Origin of the sequence: Streptomyces sp. NPDC018026 (assembly GCF_044327745.1) — a bacterium.
In the GTDB taxonomy this organism is placed as follows: Bacteria; Actinomycetota; Actinomycetes; order Streptomycetales; family Streptomycetaceae; genus Streptomyces; species Streptomyces rubrogriseus.
This window is the reverse complement of sequence record NZ_JBIRFY010000004.1, coordinates 175741-193502: the sequence shown is the minus strand read 5'-3', so window position 1 is coordinate 193502 and position 17762 is coordinate 175741. Positions and strand designations below refer to the sequence as shown.

Sequence of the window (17762 nt, the reverse complement as noted above, 5' to 3'; positions counted from 1 at the left end):
GTCACTGTCGGCTCAGGGTGCGGGACACCCCCGCGGTGACCGTCGTGGCCAGGATCCAGCCCGCTGTGATCAGGGCGTAGGACAGCCACTGGCCGGGGCCTCGGGGTGCGAAGGCGGGCTCCTGGCCGAAGGTGATGATCGGGACGAGGAGGTCGAGGGTGTAGAAGACGGCGTTGAAGGGCGGGGCCTTGGCCGCTTCGAGGGGGGCGGGGGTGTGCCGGGCGAAGTAGAGGGCTCCGCAGGCCAGCAGGGCCAGCAGCCACAGGCCGGCCCGGAGGGGGCGGTAGCCGTAGCCGACGGAGACGTCCTGGACGTGGCCCCACAGTCGGGTGTGCGGGGGGAGGGTGGCCCGGCGGTGGCGCTGTTTGGCCAGCAGCACCGTGCGGGCCTCGTCCTCGTGGCCGAGGCGCCGGTAGGCCGCCGCCAGTTGCTCGTACGGCTGGGGGAGGTAGTCGCCCGCGGTGCGCCGGATCCAGCGGACTCGCTGCGCGGCGGGGAGCGGGAACGCGAGGGCCTCGTACGTCGCGTCGGCCAGGCGCAGGTCGGTGGGCCAGGTCTCCTGCGCGTCGTACAGCGTGCCCAGCCGGGCGTTGCGGGCGTCCACCACCGCGTCGATCGGCCGGCGGGTGCGGAGGTCGGTCTCCCGGGCCCGGACCGCCCGGAGGGACAGGGCGGTGCCGTCCTTGTGGGTCAGTTCGGCGTCGCGGAAGCTCAGTTCCGTGCCGACGCTCGTGCCGTCGAGTTTCACCGCGCCGTCGACCGTGAGCCCGAGGCCCAGGTCGAAGTTGCGGTCGACCGTGACGTCCACCGCCTCCAGGGCGATGTCGCCCGGGTTGCTCAGCCGGGCGCCGCAGAATCCGACGGCCGCCGCGACGGTGGCGCCGGAGAGGATGATCCGGCCCTCGGCGCTGAAGCCGGGGTGGCAGGTGAAGTCTTCGGCGACACGGACGTGGTAGGCGTCCAGGGCGTGGCCGCCCGGGGCCCGGAGCGAGGCGCCCTCCAGGTCGAACTCGCCCTCTATGGAGGCGCCGGAGAGCCGGAACGTCCCCTCGACGTCCAGGTTCGTGCACAGCGTGTCGCCGCCCACCTGGGCGTGGACGGCGGATATGGCCTCCCCGGCGGGGAAGCGGACCGCCGTGTCGCGCAGGTCGAGGTCGCCGTTGAGCTGGGTGCGGGTGAGCACCAGGGGGCCCGTCAGGGTGCAGTGGGAGAGGACCAGCCTCCCTTCGACCTGCGCGGTGTCGGCCAGGAACCCGGGCAGGACGCACCCCGTCAGGGCCAGCTCACGGGTCCGGGCTCCCTGGAGCAACGGCGCCTCGTCGAAACGGCAGTCGGTGAGGCGAACCGGTACGGCGACCTCCGTGAAGCCGAGGTCCAGGCGGCCCGTGAGGTGCGCGCCGGTGAGCCGGAGGGCGGGGCGGTCGCCGGGGTCGTGGTCGGCGTTGGCGCCCAGCAGCAGGGCCGCCACGACCTCGGACCGGACCACCGGGTCCGAGGATGAGGGGTCGTCCCGGAGGTCGACGGGGCGGCCCTTCGGGAAGGCGTCCCACAACCGGCGTTCTTGGGCGTTGAGTTCGTCGAGGCGCACGAGTGACGATCTTCCCGGGACGGCCGCGTGCCGGACAAGCCGTTTCGCCGCAGCGGTCCCGCTCAGGCGGCCGCACCGCGTTCCGCACGCCCCAGACGGAGGGCGGAGACCAGGAAGAAGACGCCGCCGAGGAAGGCGTAGCCCGCGAGGCTGCTCAGCGAGGGGTCGTCGGCGCCGGCCTGCGTGATGAACGAGAGACCGGCGAGCGTGGAGATGGCGCCGCTGACGATCATCGGCCACTGCCCGCCCAGCCGGCGGCGGACGGCGCCCGCGACGAGCTGGACGATTCCCGCGGTGACCGCCCACGCGCCCCAGACCCGCAGGACGGCCGGGATGCCCGAGGTCGCGGCGAGGGCGAGGGCCAGAACGGTCAGTGAGCTGATCGCGATGTTCGCGTACAGGGGCGCGGCGGGGCCGCCGTTCGCCCTCGCCGACCGGACGTCGACGACCGCGGCCGCCACGTCGAACAGCGGGTAGACCAGCAGCAGTGCCGTGCTCAGCGGGCCCAGCGCGTCGGCGGTGGCGAAGACCAGCGCGGCCCACACGGCGGCGAACGCGAAGCGGAGGAAGTACAGCTTCCGGAGCGTGACGGGGACGCTGGCGGGCGGTGCGGCGGCGACGGTGTCCACGGTGAGTGCCTTTCGGTGCGGCGGGCGGGAGGGGAGACGGAGCAGAGCACCCGAGGCATCCGAGGCATCCGAGGCATCGAACGCAGCAGATGAGGTAGAACGTTCGGTCTCGCTCGTCTCGTCACGCAGTCAACGGCTTCCCGCCTCTCCTGTCAAGACCGAACGTTCTACCTCGCCACCTTGATACGGTGGACGCATGAGCCCGAGTACGGAAGCCGCCGCCCGCATCCCCTCCGAAGCGCGAGCCCGGCTGCTCGGTACCGCCACGAGGATCTTCTACGCCGAGGGCATCCACTCCGTCGGCATCGACCGGATCACCGCGGAGGCGCAGGTCACCCGCGCCACGCTGTACCGGCACTTCTCGGGCAAGGAAGACCTCATCCTCGCCTACCTCGACCAGGCCGACCGGGGCATCCGGGCGCAGATCACCGCGGCCCGGGACAGCAGTCCGTCTGCCGCCGGGCAGGTCCGGGCCGTCGCGCGGTCCATCGTGGACGGGATCCGGTCCCCCGGTTTCCGCGGCTGCGCCTTCCTCAACGCCGTGGCCGAGTACCCGGACCCGGCCCACCCCGTGCACCGGGCCGTGCTGGCCCACCGGCAGTGGTTCCTGGACACCGTCACGGAGCTGCTCGCGCGGGTCGGCGACGGTGACGGCGTCGTCGCCGGGCGGCACCTCGTCATGCTCCGGGACGGTGCGATGGCGGCCGGGTGCCTCTTCGACCCCGAGCTGATCTCCGAGACCTTCCTGCACGGCGTGGAAGGGGTCCTGAGAGACGTCTCGGAATAAATTCTCCGTCCGGTCCGCCCGCCGTGTCGAGAACGCGCGTCCCGCTCCGTCCCAGGGGTGAAGGCGGCCACAATGGGCCGCACCAGCACCGAGGAGACCACCCATCATGGCCAAGTACCTGCTGCTCAAGCACTACCGAGGCGCCCCGGAACCGGTCAACTGCGCGCCGATGGACCAGTGGACGCCGGAGGAGATCTCGGCCCACATGCGGTACATGCGGGACTTCGCGGACCGGCTCGAGAAGAGCGGTGAGTTCGTCGACGGGCAGGCGCTCGCCCCCGAGGGGACGTGGGTCCGGTACGACGGCGAAGGGAAGCCGCCGGTCACCGACGGGCCGTTCGCCGAGACCAAGGACCTCATCGCCGGCTGGATGGTGATCGACGTCGACAGCTACGAGCGCGCCGTCGAGCTGGCCGGGGAGCTGTCCGCCGCCCCGGGTGCGGGCGGAAAGCCGATCCACGAGTGGCTGGAGCTGCGTCCGTTCCTGACCGCCTCCCCGACCGTCACGGACTGACCGCGCCAATGGACGAGGCCCTGATCAGGAGCCTCACGCCCGGCGTGCTGACCGTTCTCGTCCGCCGCGGAGCCGACTTCGCGGCGGCCGAGGACGCGGTCCAGGACGCCCTGGTCGAGGCGGTCCGCGCGTGGCCGGCCGACCCGCCGCGGGACCCGAAGGGCTGGCTGGTCACGGTCGCCTGGCGGCGGTTCCTGGACGCGACCCGCGCCGACACCGCCCGCCGGCGGCGCGAGGACCGTATCGAGGAGGAACCGGCGCCCGGCCCGGCGCCCGACGTGGACGACACGCTCCAGCTCTACTTCCTGTGCGCGCACCCCTCCCTGACGCCGTCCTCCGCGGTCGCGCTCACGCTGCGCGCCGTCGGCGGGCTGACCACCCGGCAGATCGCCCGCGCCTACCTGGTGCCGGAGGCGACGATGGCGCAGCGGATCAGCCGGGCCAAGCGCACCGTCGCCGGTGTCCGGTTCGACCGGCCCGGTGACGTCGCCACCGTGCTGCGCGTGCTGTACCTCGTCTTCAACGAGGGGTACTCCGGTGACGTCGACCTCGCCGCCGAGGCCGTCCGGCTCACCCGGCAGCTCGCGGCCTCGGTCGACCACCCGGAGGTGGCCGGGCTGCTGGCGCTGATGCTGCTCCACCACGCGCGGCGGGCGGCCCGGACCGCGCCCGACGGGAGTCTGGTGCCGCTCGCCGAACAGGACCGCGGCCGGTGGGACACCGCGTCGATCGCGGAGGGCGTGCGGATCCTCCAGGCGGCGCTCGCCCGGGACCGGCTGGGCGAGTTCCAGGCCCAGGCCGCGATCGCCGCGCTGCACGCCGACGCGCCCACCGCCGGGGAGACCGACTGGGTGCAGATCGTGGAGTGGTACGACGAGCTCGCCCGCCTGACCGACAACCCCGTCGTCCGGCTCAACCGCGCGGTCGCCGTCGGGGAGGCCGACGGGCCGCGCGCCGGGCTGGCGGCGCTCGCGGCGCTGGACGGCACGCTGCCCCGCCACACCGCGGTGGCGGCGTACCTGCACGAGCGCGACGGCGACCTGGACACGGCCGCGCGGCTGTACGCCGAGGCGGCCCGCAAGGCCCCCGCGCTCGCCGAGCGCGACCACCTGACACGCCAGGCGGCCCGCCTCAACTCCCGTCGCCGTGAGCACCGGTGACCGGGAAGTCGAGGCGGAACGGCGGGCGTCGCGTCGCGCATGGCCCTCTCGCACCGGGGCGCGGGTAGGGCAACCGGCACACCTGGCTCGGCATGGCGTCGGCGCCGGCGCTGCCCGCCCGAGCGCGGTCACTCCCTCACACCGTCACACCGGGGCGCTCGGCGCGGCGCCGGCCCCTCCCTGGTAGCGCAGGAGCAGCATCGCAGCGTCGTCGTGGTGGGGCCCCGCCGCGTGCCGGACCAGGTCCTCGCGCAGGGCGTCCAGGGCGCGGTGGATGTCGGGGTCCTTCAGGAAGTGGGAGCGCTCGGCGAGCGGGTAGAAGCCGCCCCGCTCGTCGCGGGCCTCCGTGACGCCGTCGGTGTAGAGGAGCAGTTGGTCGCCGGGGCGGAAGGGCACCCGGAAGGGCTCGGGGCCGGGGCCGCCGTGCGCGGACAGGCCCAGCGGCAGGGCGTACGCGGGCGGCTCCGGGAAGTCGGCGGTGCCGTCGCCGTGGACGAGCAGCGGCGCCGGGTGGCCGTAGTTCAGGAGGACCACCCGGTGGTCGTGGCCGATCTCGGCCAGGATCGCGGTCACGAACTTCTCGTCCTCCAGCTCCCGGGCGACGCTGCGCTCCAGCCGTTCGCCCAGTTTGACCAGGTCCTCCTCGTCGTACGCCGCCTCCCGGAAGGCGCCGAGGACCCGGGCGGCGGTCTCCACCGCGGCCAGCCCCTTGCCCTGGACGTCGCCCACGATCACCCGGACACCGTGCGGCGAGGCCACCACCTCGTACAGGTCGCCGCCGATCCGGGCCTCGGCGACCGCCGAGGTGTACGAGACGGCCGCGTGCAGCGGGCCCGCGGTCAGCGGCACCGGGCGCAGCAGGACCCGCTGGGCCGCTTCCGCGATCGAGCGCACGCTGGCCAGCTCCGCCTCGCGGCGCGAGCGCATCACGGCCGCCGCGATGCCGACGCCGGTCACACCGGCCACCGACAGCATGGCGGTGTAGCCGCGGGGGCGGTCGAAGAGCCCGTTGTACATGCCGAGACCCACGCAGAGCAGCAGCGCGGCCAGTCCGATCACCGCGGTGCGCCGCCAGTCGCCGACCAGTCCGGCGAAGGCCGGGCCCAGCGACACCAGCGGCAGCAGACCCACCCCGGGACCCATCGTGAGGTCCACGACGGCGACGACGGCCATCGCGGCGACGGGCATCCAGGACAGCACCGTCGCGGAGCCCGTCGGCGGCTTCTCAACGGTCATGACTACTCCGGTGTCGCAGCGCTCAAGAGCCGCCCTCTCCCTGTCCTCAGGCGTCCTCCCCAGCCTCTCACCCTAGGCAAGGGAGGGTGCGCGCAGGAGTTTCCGGGCGGTCCTTAACCCAATCGAGGCCGAGTCGCGCCCGCGGACCGCACGTCACGAAGACGGCACGTCACGCGGACCGCACGTCACACGGACCGCACCGCCGCCCGGGTCGGCAGCAGTCCGCCGTCGGGCGCGCCCCGCCTGCTCGCCGCCGTCAGCGTGAGCGTCACCGTGAGCGAGGCGAGCGCCATCACGGACATGGCCGTCGCCGGTGAGGTGAACTGGGCCACCGTGCCCGCCAGGATCGCGGCGAGGCCCTGCATGGTGAGCATCCCGGCGGAGTGCAGTCCGAGGGCGTGCCCGGAGAGTTCGTCGGGGGTCAGGGCGACCAGGCGCTCCTGCTGCACCAGGCTCGCGCCGAAGCCCACCGACGCCAGGCCGACCAGTACGGCCGTCAAGGGCAGCGGCGGACGCAGGAAGAGGACGAGGTACGGAGCGGCCAGCAGCGCCAGGAGCGGGACGCCGAGCCGCGGACGCAGTCGGGCGGGCAGCAGCCGGCCGACCGTCACGTCCCCGGCGAGCATGCCCAGCGCCCCGCAGGCGAACAGGGTGCCCGCAGCGCGCGGGTCGTAGGAGACGAAGAGCGACTCGCAGCCGACGACGAGGCCGTTGGGGACCCACAGGGCCAGGTAGACGTGGCGGCGCGGACGGGCCGACCAGAGCCGGGCGTTGGCCTGCCAGGTGGCCCGGACGGAGGGGCGGCCGGAGATCCGGGGCGGACGGCGGGTCAGGCGCAGGGCGAGGGCGGCCGACGTGCCGTACAGAGCGGCCGCGAGCAGCAGGCACAGGCGCGGCGACAGCAGGGTCACCAGGACGCCCCCGGTCGCGTATCCGGCGATCTGCATGAGGCCGCTCATCATGTTGAAGAGCGAACGCCCGGTCAGGTAGCCGTCCTTGGCGAGGATCTCGGTCAGCAGGCCCCAGCGGACGCCGCCGCCGAGCGAGGCGATCAGCCCCTCGACGAGCACGATGACGAGCATCGCCCACACCGGCAGGCCGGGCAGCGCGAGGGCCGCGGTGGCGGCGGCGAAGGACAGCGAGAGGCCCGCCAGCGTCGCGCGGGGCGGCAGCCGGTCGGCGCCGGAGAGGAAGAAGGTGGCGCCCAGCACCTGGGCGAGCGCCGGGCCGAACATGCTGACCGCGGACAGCAGCGGCGACTGCGTCGCCCGGAACACCAGGGTGCCGAGCGCGAGCCCGCTCACCGTCTGGGCGGCGATGTTGGCGGAGGAGGAGAGGAAGAGGGGGCTGAACTCGGGGGTACGGAAGAGGTCCGCGTAGGTCTTGCGGGGTGTGTCCGGCATGCGGGGAGTGTGGGGTGGGCGGGAGACCCGCCGTTATTGTTTCGCGTGGACGCGAAAGGTCACGAGGGGTGCGGAGGGCGACGGGCGGATGGGCTGGTGGGAGATCAACGCCGACACCCTCGCGCGCGGCCGTTTCGTCGTGTCCCCGCTGGACGAGACCCTCGCCTGCCTGAAGATGCTGCACGCGGGCGTCGCCGGGCATCCCGGTGAGCGGGCCTGGCTCGACACCCACCGGCCCGCCCATCTGCGCCGGATGGCGGCCGACCCGGTGACCGCGCTGCTGGTGGCCTCGGGCCTGGGCCGGGAGTGGAACGCCGACTTCCTCACCCCCACCCCGGTCGAGGGCCGGAGCTTCGCGGAGGGCGTCGCGCGGATCCGGGCGACCCGCCCCGACGTGGCACGCGCCGACCTGGCCGTCTCCCTGTCCGGCACGCTCCCTGCGGCCCTGGACCGCGACGACCTGCCGGAGCGGGCCGCGGCGCTCCTGGAGGAGGTCTGGGCCGAGGCGGTACGGCCGGACTGGGACCGGCGCCGCCGGGTGCTGGAGGCGGACGTCGTCGCGCGGACCGCGCAGGTGAGCCGGGGCGGCTGGGCGACGGTGCTGGACGCCCTGCGGCCCGGCACCCGCTGGCTGGGCGACAACCGGCTCCAGATCAACCTGAACCCGTACCCGCCGCGCGAGCTGTCCGGGGCCGAGCTGCTCCTCGTGCCGATCACCGCGCAGCGGCACGGCTGGGTGGCCTGGGAGGAACCGGAACGGTACGCGATGGTCTACCCGTGCGCGGGCGCCCTCGCGGACGACGGCGCCCGGCACGTGCCCGCCGCCCTCGGCGCGCTGCTCGGCCCGGCCCGCGCGGGCGTGCTGACGCTGCTCGGCACCCCCATGAGCACCAGCCAGCTGGTCGGCGTGACCGGGCAGGGCCTCGGGTCGGTCGGACGGCACCTGCGGGTACTGCTCGACGCGGGGCTGGTGGAGCGCCGCCGCGCGGGCCGCTCGGTGCTGTACTCACGGACACCGGCCGGGGAGGTCCTCGTCGAGGCGGGCAGCGAGGGGCGTACCGGGGCGCCGGACTAGGGCCTGTCTGACAATTCGCGTCGTCGCCCGAAGGGCGGCCGCGCGGCGTCAGGTGCGTGCTCTGGGGGTCCCCCCGGCCGAAGGCTGGGGGAGTGCCGGCCCCAGACCCGCGTACTGGCCGTACTCGGGTCTGGGGCCGGTGCGGCGAGTGGGGGTACCTCCCACGCCCTTAAGGCAGTGGGGGAGCGTGCATGGCGTCGCGCGGCAGACGGGAATTGTCAGACAGGCCCTAGCATCCGGTGCATGACGAGCTCACCGAACACGCGGAACGACGACAGCCTTCCCCTCGACGTCGAGATCGGCGCCCTCCAGGGCGGGGCCGCGGACCTCTCGCAGTACACCGGCCGGGTCGTGCTGGTGGTCAACGTGGCCTCCAAGTGCGGGCTCACCCCGCAGTACGCCGGTCTGGAGCGACTGCACGAGCGGTACGCGGAGCAGGGGTTCACCGTGCTGGGCGTGCCCTGCAACCAGTTCATGGGCCAGGAGCCGGGCAGCGCCGACGAGATCGCCGAGTTCTGCTCGGCGACCTACGGGGTCACCTTCCCGATGACCGAGAAGGCCGAGGTCAACGGCGAGGGCCGGCATCCGCTGTACGACCGGCTGACCGGCTTCGCGGACGCCGAGGGCCACAGCGGGGACATCCGCTGGAACTTCGAGAAGTTCCTGATCGGGCGGGACGGCAAGGTCGCCGCCCGCTTCTCGCCGCAGACCGAGCCGGAGGCGGCCGAGGTCGTGGCGGCCGTCGAGGAACGCCTCGCCGGTTGACCTTGCCCCTGGGGCAAGGCCGAGCCTCTCCGTCGCCGGGCGGAACAGCCGCCCGGCGACGGAGGACGACGACGTGGACGACTACGTGGACGACGGCGTGGACGACGAGTTGCTGACCATCGGCGCGTTCGCCGCGCGGGCCCGGCTGTCGGCCAAGGCCCTGCGGCTGTACGACCGGCTGGGCCTGCTGGCGCCCGCCCACGTGGACGAGGCGACCGGGTATCGCTACTACCGGGCCGGGCAGGCCGAACGCGCCCGGCTCGTGGCCCTGCTGCGCCGCCTGGACATGCCGCTCGCGCGGATCGCCGAGGTGGTCCACGCGGACGGCGACCGGGCCGCCGGTCTGCTCGACGTCTACTGGGCGGACGTGGAGGCCCGGGTGGCCGGGCAGCGCGCGCTCGTCGACTACCTCCGTGGACGGCTGACGGAAAGGGATTCCGACGTGTACGGAAAGTTCGTGGTCGAGACGGTGGACGTGCCCGAGCGGGTGGTGCTCAGCGAGACCCGGCACCTGCTGGCGGACGAGCTGCCGGCGTGGATCGGTGCCTCACTGGGGCGTCTGGAGGAGGCGGCCCGGGGCTGCGGGGGTGTGACGGCGGCGCCGTTCGTCGCCTACCACTCGGACGTGTCGGCGGAGAGCGACGGCCCGGCCGAGTCCTGCGTGCCGGTCGCCGACGAGGCGGCGGCGCGGGCCTGGAGCGAGGAGCGGGGGCGGGCGTGGCAGACGCGGGTGCGGGTGGAGCCGGCCGGGCGGCTGGCCTACACCCGGATCACCAAGGCCCAGGTGGAGTATCCGCAGATCCTGGCCGCCTTCGGGGCGGTGGAGGAGTGGATCGCCGCACAGGGTCTGACGGTGACGGGGCCGTGCCGCGAGGTGTACTTCGCCGACTGGGACGCCGCGGGCCCCGAGGACCCGGTGTGCGACGTGGCGTTCCCGGTGAGTTGAACGGAGCTGAGCCGAGCGGGGTTGGGCTGAGCTGAACCGGGCCCCGGCGGGCGCCCTCTCGGCAAGGTCGGCGAACTGGTCGAGAGGGCTCCGTCGGTGGTACCGGCGGTTGACGCGTGGCGGCGTTACTCCTTGACCGAGGTCACGAAGGCGGTCCACGCGTCGGCGGGGAACGCGAGGACCGGTCCGCCGGTCACCTTGGAGTCGCGGACGGCGAGTGCCGCCACGAGCGGTGACCTGACTTCGACGCACGCGCCGTTTCCTCCGGAGTAGGAGGACTTGGTCCACGATTCCTGGGCGCCCTGAAGAATTGCCATGTCTGCTCCGATGGCGAGTCGCGAGTGTGGTTTACGCCAATGACGTTTGATCTTTGGCGTGATCGACGCTACTCGCTGGCCTTCCCGTACGGAGCAGCCATTCACTCGTCCGGATGGCATATTCCAGGCGAGTCTTCCAGTACATCGCGGCAGGGGTGTACTATGCCGCACCGCTCAGCGTGCGTACTCCTTCGCCACGTCCTCGATGCGCTGCCGCGACTGCTCCACGTTCAGGGCCTGGGCCCGCAGATGCTCGTACATCACCGTGTACTTCTGCACGTCCGGCGCCTTCTCCAGGTACAGGTCGCTGGTCACGCCCTCGATGTACACCACGCTGGAGTCGGCCGTGTCCGCGAACTCCAGGATGGAGTACTGGCCGTTGATGCCGGGGTGCGCCCCGACGTCGAAGGGGAGCACCTGCACGGTGATGTGCGGCAGCTGCGACATCTCGGCGACGTGCTCCAGCTGCTCCCGCATCACCTGCTTGCCGCCCACCACCCGGCGCAGGCTGGCCTCGTCGAGGACCACCCACAGCCGCAGCGGGTTGTGGTCGGCGGAGATACGCTCCTGCCGCCGTATGCGGACCTGCACCCGCTTCTCCACGTCGGCGACAGACGTCTCGGGCAACGCGCCCTGGATGAGCGCCTCGGCGTAGGGCCGGGTCTGCAACAGGCCGGTGATGATCTGGGGTTCGTAGGTCCGCAGCGACTCCGCGTCGGTCTCCAGGCCGATGTAGACGCTGTACGGGATGTCCCCGAAGGCGTGCCACCAGCCCTGCTGCCGCGAGTCCTTCGCCATCTGCATCAGCGAGTCGACGATCCGCTGGTCCTCGACCTCGTACACCCCGCACAGGTCGCGGACGTCCCGCTGGCTGATGCTGCGCCGGCCGTTCTCCAGTCGGCTGATCTTCGACTGGGAGACCAGCAGCCGCTCGGCGACCTCCTCGGCCGTCATGCCCTTGAGCTCACGGAGCCGGCGCAGCTCCTGGCCCAGCCGACGCCGCCTTACGGTGGGATTGACACTCGACGCCACGGGACGTGCACCTCCGGCTGCGTGACTCATGCTTGCCACTTTGTGTATCTGCTGTTGAGCAGACTGCCACCAAGGTGCTTTCTACCGCTGGGAAACGGTCGATATGCGCCGCGTACACGCCAGTTCGGGGCGCCACCCCCGCATGCGGCCGCGCGGGGCGGCGGAACCTTTCCTCGGTCCGGGTGGGCCGGACCTGCGGTCGGTTCCACCGCCCCACGCGGACCTGCGGCTCCCGTGATGGGGCTTGGGGACTGGCGGTGCGGCGGTGCGATGGTGCTGTGGTGCGGTTGTCGTGCGGGTGCTGCGGTGCGGGTGCTGCGGTGCGTCCGTCGGGCTAGTGGACCGCCGCCCGCGCCATGGATCCGTGGCGCGGTTGCGCCGGAACGCCGCGGGCGGGTTCCGGAGCGGGCCTGGCCCCTGGTCCCGCGGCCTGGCGGCCGGCCGGGGCCGGACTGCGGCGTGGCTGTGCCGCAGCGCCGTTCTGGACGTCCATCACCGCGTGCGCCACCAGACCGCCCATGGGGTCGTGCCTGATGAGGTCCCGCAGCCGGGACCGCGACGAGCGTCCTTCGTTGCCCGGGTAGAGGTGCTTGCCGAGTCCGACCGCGTGGGCCAGCGCGGCGAGCGCCGCGGTCCGCGGGTCCGGCGGGACGCCGGTGCGGATCGCCGAGTCCAGCCGGGCCTTGATCTCCCTGCTGATCGCCGTGTCCGTCGCCTGGTAGCGAGTCGTCGGCAGCACCCCGCACATCTGGCCCTCCACGGCATGCACCATGCCGCATCGCTCCAGATGCGAGAGATAGGTCTGGCGCAGCCCCAGGCGGGGCCCGCCGATCCAGTTGACCGCCCGTACGGGAGCGCCACGCCTTCGCAGCAACTCCAACGCGCAGTCCAGTGTTGGATCTCCTGTCGGCCGTGGGGCCACCACGGCGATACGATCCCCGTCTGGGGCTATACGTCCGGCCAGCGCCAGCTCCACCAGCTGTGCTCCGGCCAGACCGAGGTCGAGCGACTGCGGCTGTGCGGTGGTACCCGTGGTCGGGTCCAACGCCAGCAGCAGAAGCTCCTCCGGAAGTGTTCTGCGGCTCCTGCCCATCCATGCCTCCCCGCGTGGATGACAGACAGGGTGACCCCTCTCACATTGGTCTGTCGAGGGTGCGTGACCGCTTCGTAGTGGAACCAGTAGGTATGTCGTTCTCGTCTTCCGCGTGGGTTCCACCCGTACACAGGACACTGGTAAATGGTTTCGGTACGGGTTCGGCAGCGCGCACAGGACGTGCGGCGCATGGAGGAGGCATCGGTGGCGGGCGAGTCCCCCGACAGTTCGAAGCAGCGCGAGTCGTCGGAAGAACCGACGTCGGGGAGCGCGGGTCCGGTTCCCGAAGCCAGGACCGAAGCGAGCGAGCGGCGTGATCCGCGGCTGGCGGTGGCCCGGGAGGACGCGAAGCGCTCCGCGGGCACCGGTGCCGGGCCCCGCGGTGGCGTCGACACGGCCACCCGCGTGCTGTCGGTCCGCGAGACGGAGCCGGAACCGGAACCGGAGCCGGAACCGGAGTCCTCCGGCGAGGACGACGCCCCCGAGGCGTCCGCCGACGCCCCGAAGGTGTCCGGGGCCGATGACGCGGCTGACGCGGCGCCCGCCGCCGGGAACGACGGCCGGCTCAGGGACGCCGTCGCGGCCTGGGTGGCCACCGCGGACGAGCGCGCCGCCGCCAACGCGCGGCTCGCGGGCGCGCGGGACGCGGAGGAGCCTTCACGGGAGGCCGACAAGGACTCCGACTCCCCCGGGGACGTCGAGGACGGCGAGGGCGGCGCGGACGCCCCGCAGGACACCGAGCAGGCCGAGACGGCCGGTGCCGCCGACGGCGACTCCGGCACGGACTCGGACCAGGACTCCGACACGGCCGCGGCCGCGCACACGGACGCAGCCCCCGGCTCGGATCCCGGCGCCGACCCGGACGGAGACGCGGCCTCGGGTACGAGCCCGGCGGCCGCCCCCGACACGGACACCGCACCGGATGCGGGCGCCGCCACGGACACGGACGCAGCCCCGGGCTCGGATCCCGGCGTCGACCCGGACGGAGACGCGGCCTCGGGTACGAGCCCGGCGGCCGCCTCCGACGCAGACACCGCACCGGATGCGGGCGCCGCCACGGACACGGACACAGCCCCCGCCCCGGATCCCGGCGCCGACCCGGACGCGGGCTCGGACGCGGCCTCGGGCTCGGGCTCGGGCTCGGGCTCCGCACCGGACGGGGGCGAGGAATCGGCCGTCGGCGCCGGCTCGGGCGCGGGCTCGGTTGCCGACGCCGACCCGGGTACCGGTGCGGACCCGGACCGCGCCCCGGAAACGAAGTCGGACTCGAAGCCGGAAGCCGAGCCGGGCACGGAGGCCGGGGCCGTTCGGGACGCCGCCGCCGACGCCGACGGCGGTGACAGTGGCCGTGACGGTGACGGTGACGGCGACGCTGACGGCGATCGCCGTGACGGCGGCGACGACGTCCCGCCCGTCGATCAGCCCACCGCCGTGTTCAAGGCACCGCGGCCGGACAAGCCCGCCGTCGATCAGCCGACGACCATGCTGAAGCTGGGGGACGCCGCCTCCGCCGCCAGGAAGGCCGGACAGAAGGCCGGGCAGAAGGGCGACGGCCCCGCGCGGTCCGAGGGGGACGCCGAGCGGACCAGCAAGTTCGTGGCGCTGCGGAACCCGGACGCCCCGGCCCCCGAGGCGCCCAAGGCCCCCTCCGCGGAGCCCAAGGGACCGCAGGCGCCCCGCACCGGGGTGACCGCCCCCAGGTCGCACGTCGGGCCCGACCGGACCACCCAGCAGCCGCTGCCGCCCAAGCCGCCGCTGGACCTGCTGGCGGAGCTGACGAACACGCCGCCGCCGCCGGAGACCCCGCTGCGGACGACGGTGCGCCGGGTCAAGATCTGGACGCCGCTGGTCATCCTGCTGGTGATCATCTTCGGCGTCGTGCAGTCCATGCGCCCGCTGCCCGCGCCGACCCTCGACCTCACGGCGCAGGACAGCTTCTCGTTCGACGGCGGCAAGCCGCAGATCCCGTGGCCCGAGAGCGGTCAGGCCGCGCTCGACGTGCAGGGCATCGGCTCGTTCGGTTCGTCCGGCGACCAGAAGCCCGTGCCGATCGCGAGCGTGGCCAAGGTCATGACCGCGTATCTCGTCCTGCGCGACCACCCGCTCAAGAGCGGCGCCGAGGGCCCGAAGATCAAGATCGACCAGGCGGCGGAGGACCAGTCGCAGGCCGGTCAGGAGTCGACGGTCGACGTCTTCGCGGGCGACTCGATCTCCCAGCGCGAGGCCCTGCAGGCCATCCTGATCGCGTCCGCGAACAACGTGGCGCGTCTCCTCGCCCGCTGGGACGCGGGGTCGGAGAAGGCGTTCGTGGAGAAGATGAACGCCGCCGCCAAGGACCTCGGCATGACCAACACGACGTACACCGACCCGTCGGGGCTGAACAACACGACGGTGAGCACGGCCGTGGACCAGGTGAAGCTGGCCAAGGCGGCGATGAAGGAGCCCGCCTTCCGCGAGGTCGCCGCGATGATGTCGTACAACGACTACAAGGGCGAGAACCACGGCAACTGGAACCAGCTGGTCGGTCACAACGGCGTCGTCGGCATCAAGACCGGCACCACCACCTCCGCCCTCGGCAACCTCGTCTTCGCGGCGAAGAAGGAGGTCGGCGGGGAGACCCGGACCATCGTCGGGGCCGTGGTGCGCCAGCCGGACGTCGGCGGGGGCATCCTCGACGCCGCGCTGGACGCGAGCGACGAGCTGATCCGGGCCGCGCAGGACACCCTGACGTCGTCGACGATCATCAAGAAGGGCAGCGTCGTCGGGTACGTCGACGACGGCCTCGGCGGCCGGACGCCGGTCGTCGCCACGCAGGACGTCAAGGCCGTCGGCTGGGGCGGACTGACCGTGAAGCTGACGTTCACGGCGGACGAGGTGCCGCACACGGCGAAGGCCGGGACCAAGGTGGGCACCCTCACGGTCGGCGACGGCGGCACCAGCGGCGCGGTGAAGGTGCCGGTGGCGCTGAGGGACGACCTCGTCGAACCGGGGTTCACGGACAAGCTGACGCGGCTGGGCTGACGGCCGGCCCGTCCGGGCCGCTGCCACGCCCCGCGCTCCCCGCCCCCGCGGTCACCCGGCCGCGGGGGCGTTCGCGTGCCCGGAGGCGGCGAAAGGGAGGAGGCAGCGGTGCGGCGGCGCGTGCTAGCGTCGCCAAACGGGGCAGTCGCCGGTCGCGGGAACGGGACACGGCCCAAAGAAGAAGACGGGACACGGGGAGTGCCTTCAGGTGGCCACTGCGGAGCCGACACGCGCCGACGACGCCGATCCGGGTTCGGGAGCCGACCCGCGACCACGCGTGCCCGCGCCCCGCAGGGACGACGGTGAGTCCCGGTCTGCCGGGCGGCGGCCGCCCGCCGAGCCGGAAGCGCCCTCGGCGGTGAACGCCGCCTTCCTGGCCCTGCGCGAGCGCATGCTGCGCCATCCGGTGCTGTCCGTGACGGCCCTGGCCGGGGTGCTCCACATAGCGTGGTTCTTCACGTTCGCGAACAGCGGCGGCGACCTCGCGGCGCAGGACGCGTGGGCCGAGTTCGTCGGCCGCCACCCGGCCTCGGCGTACAACCTCGCCTGGTACGGCGGCATGCACCCGGTGTCGTACAGCGTGATCTCGCCGTACCTGATGTCGGTGCTCGGCGTGCGCACCACGATGATGATCGCGGGCACGGTGTCGGCCGGGCTGCTGACGATGATCCTGATCCGCAGCCGGGTGGTCCGCAACCCGCTGTGGGCGTCGCTGGCGGGCCTCTTCGCGCTGCTGGGCAACGCGGCGTCGGGGCGGGTGACGTTCGGGCTCGGCATGATGTTCGGTCTGGGCGCGGTCGCCGCGGTGTTCTGCTGGCCCCACCGGTGGCGGCACGAGCGCTGGGCCAAGGGGCTGTGCGCGGCGCCGCTGGCCGCGCTGTCCACGATGGCCTCGCCGGTCTCCGGGCTGTTCGTGGGCCTGGTGGCGGTCGCCCTGTTCCTGCAGAAGCGCCGCCCGGGGGCCTGGGCGCTGGGCGTGGCCCCGAGCGTGGTCGTCGCGCTGTCGGCGGTGCTGTTCCCCTTCTCCGGCACGCAGCCGATGGGGTTCGGCTCGGCGGTGCTGCCGATCGTGTACGCGGGCCTGATCTACTGGTTCGTGCCGAGCACCTGGAAGACGGTGCGGATCACGTCGGCGGTCTACGGCCTGTCGGTGCTGCTGGTCTGGCTGATCAGCTCGCAGATCGGCTCCAACATCACGCGGCTGCCCATGCTCTTCGCCGGGGTGGCGCTGGTGGCGGCGCTGCCGTTCACGGTGGTGAAGTCGCGCAAGTGGTACGCGCTGGTGGTCTCGATCGTCGGCTTCGTGGGCTGGATCGGCTTCAAGTCGGCCGACGACATCATCCACACCACGCCCGCCGCCTCCTGGGCGCGCGAGCTGGCGCCGCTCGTCAACGAGCTGCAGGAGGTCGGCGCGGGGCGGGGCCGGGTGGAGGCCGTGCCGGCCCGCTCCCACCGGGAGGCGTCGGCGCTCGCGCCGTACGTGAACCTGGCCCGCGGCTGGACCCGCCAGGCCGACATGGAGCGCAACCCGCTCTTCTACGACGACACGCTCAACTCGGCGAACTACCACGAGTGGCTGAAGCGCTGGGCGGTGCACTACGTGGTGCTGCCCAAGGGCGAGCCGGACGGCGACGGCGGCAAGCGGGAGCGGGAGCTGCTGCAGCGGGGCCTGCCGTACCTGAAGCAGGTGTGGGGCGACGCCAACTGGCAGCTGTTCCAGGTGCTCGACCCGACGCCGCTGGCCGAGCCCGACGCCGTCGTCCAGCGGGCCGAGCAGGACGAGTGGACCATCGACGTGAAGGAGCCCGGCCGCATCCTGATCCGGATGCCGTACTCGCCGTGGCTGAGCCTCGTCGACGAGGAGGGCAACAAGCTGGAGCCGCCCCAGGAGACGGAGGCCTCCAAGGACGCCCCGGAGGGCACGCCGAAGACGTACGACAACGTCAACGGCTGTCTGACGGAGACCGAGGAGACCGCCGACGGCGACGTGTGGACGACGCTCGTCGCGCCCGAGGCGGGCACGTACCGGCTGTCGGCGCCGTACGGCCTGAAGCGGGGCACGCCGTGCCCCGACGAGCTGAAGTAACGGACCGGGCGCTCGGCCCGGGGCCCCGGACACCCTCGCTGACGTTCATGTAGATGAACGCAGGTCAGTAAGCCGAACCTTTTTACTTCCTCTTGACCTTCCGCTTCCTT

The 17762-nt window shown here is 73.1% G+C and carries 15 protein-coding genes; 8 read left to right on the top strand and 7 right to left on the bottom strand.

What is annotated here, in order from left to right:
* Position 1: 1 nt before the first annotated feature.
* Together ACH4D3_RS14855 and ACH4D3_RS14850 are read right to left on the bottom strand one after the other, a co-directional pair.
* Entirely contained in the window at positions 2-1588 is a 1587-nt protein-coding gene (locus ACH4D3_RS14855; protein ID WP_398321616.1) for an oxidoreductase, read from the bottom strand.
* A gap of 62 nt (positions 1589-1650) precedes the next feature.
* Positions 1651-2217: a hypothetical protein gene (locus ACH4D3_RS14850; protein ID WP_398321613.1), complete on the bottom strand. Its 567-nt coding sequence runs from the start codon at positions 2215-2217 to the stop codon at positions 1651-1653.
* A 196-nt stretch (positions 2218-2413) separates the two neighbouring features.
* Here ACH4D3_RS14850 and ACH4D3_RS14845 point away from each other — a divergent pair, with 196 nt between their 5' ends.
* The 3 genes from ACH4D3_RS14845 to ACH4D3_RS14835 all read left to right on the top strand — a co-directional run bounded on the left by ACH4D3_RS14845 (position 2414) and on the right by ACH4D3_RS14835 (position 4678).
* Positions 2414-3004, top strand: coding sequence for a TetR/AcrR family transcriptional regulator (locus tag ACH4D3_RS14845; RefSeq protein ID WP_398321610.1), 591 nt, complete (start codon positions 2414-2416; stop codon positions 3002-3004).
* 106 nt (positions 3005-3110) lie between these two features.
* A complete protein-coding gene (locus tag ACH4D3_RS14840; protein ID WP_398321607.1) occupies positions 3111-3518 on the top strand; it encodes a YciI family protein in 408 nt (135 codons plus the stop codon).
* Positions 3519-3526: 8 nt separating this feature from the next.
* Positions 3527-4678: an RNA polymerase sigma factor gene (locus ACH4D3_RS14835; protein ID WP_398321604.1), complete on the top strand. Its 1152-nt coding sequence runs from the start codon at positions 3527-3529 to the stop codon at positions 4676-4678.
* Between the two features lie 144 nt (positions 4679-4822).
* On the opposite strand, the gene ACH4D3_RS14830 is transcribed toward ACH4D3_RS14835, so the two are convergent.
* Positions 4823-5914 carry a PP2C family protein-serine/threonine phosphatase gene (locus ACH4D3_RS14830; RefSeq protein ID WP_398321601.1) on the bottom strand — a complete coding sequence of 364 codons (1092 nt, stop codon included), beginning with the start codon at positions 5912-5914 and terminating at the stop codon, positions 4823-4825.
* 185 nt (positions 5915-6099) lie between these two features.
* Positions 6100-7317 (bottom strand): MFS transporter, encoded by a 1218-nt coding sequence (locus ACH4D3_RS14825; RefSeq protein ID WP_398321598.1) that lies wholly within the window; start codon positions 7315-7317, stop codon positions 6100-6102.
* 88 nt (positions 7318-7405) lie between these two features.
* On the opposite strand from ACH4D3_RS14825, the gene ACH4D3_RS14820 reads away from it, so the two are divergent.
* From ACH4D3_RS14820 to ACH4D3_RS14810, 3 genes are all read left to right on the top strand, one after another.
* Positions 7406-8392: an ArsR/SmtB family transcription factor gene (locus tag ACH4D3_RS14820; protein ID WP_398321595.1), complete on the top strand. Its 987-nt coding sequence runs from the start codon at positions 7406-7408 to the stop codon at positions 8390-8392.
* Between the two features lie 243 nt (positions 8393-8635).
* Positions 8636-9157 carry a glutathione peroxidase gene (locus tag ACH4D3_RS14815; RefSeq protein ID WP_398321592.1) on the top strand — a complete coding sequence of 174 codons (522 nt, stop codon included), beginning with the start codon at positions 8636-8638 and terminating at the stop codon, positions 9155-9157.
* 73 nt (positions 9158-9230) lie between these two features.
* Positions 9231-10103, top strand: a complete 873-nt coding sequence (locus ACH4D3_RS14810; protein WP_398321589.1) for a MerR family transcriptional regulator — start codon at positions 9231-9233, stop codon at positions 10101-10103.
* Between the two features lie 125 nt (positions 10104-10228).
* Here the strand turns inward: ACH4D3_RS14810 and ACH4D3_RS14805 are convergent, their stop codons facing one another.
* The 3 genes from ACH4D3_RS14805 to ACH4D3_RS14795 form a co-directional block, all read right to left on the bottom strand.
* On the bottom strand, positions 10229-10420 hold the full coding sequence (locus tag ACH4D3_RS14805; protein WP_003974539.1) for a DUF397 domain-containing protein: 192 nt from the start codon (positions 10418-10420) through the stop codon (positions 10229-10231).
* A 174-nt stretch (positions 10421-10594) separates the two neighbouring features.
* Entirely contained in the window at positions 10595-11452 is an 858-nt protein-coding gene (locus ACH4D3_RS14800; RefSeq protein ID WP_398321585.1) for a helix-turn-helix domain-containing protein, read from the bottom strand.
* Positions 11453-11786: 334 nt separating this feature from the next.
* Positions 11787-12545: a GPP34 family phosphoprotein gene (locus ACH4D3_RS14795; RefSeq protein WP_398321582.1), complete on the bottom strand. Its 759-nt coding sequence runs from the start codon at positions 12543-12545 to the stop codon at positions 11787-11789.
* Positions 12546-12734: 189 nt separating this feature from the next.
* Between ACH4D3_RS14795 and ACH4D3_RS14790 the strand changes: the two genes are divergently transcribed.
* Positions 12735-15566 carry a D-alanyl-D-alanine carboxypeptidase gene (locus ACH4D3_RS14790; RefSeq protein WP_398321579.1) on the top strand — a complete coding sequence of 944 codons (2832 nt, stop codon included), beginning with the start codon at positions 12735-12737 and terminating at the stop codon, positions 15564-15566.
* A gap of 208 nt (positions 15567-15774) precedes the next feature.
* Positions 15775-17652, top strand: coding sequence for an MFS transporter (locus ACH4D3_RS14785; protein ID WP_398321576.1), 1878 nt, complete (start codon positions 15775-15777; stop codon positions 17650-17652).
* Positions 17653-17762: the final 110 nt, after the last annotated feature.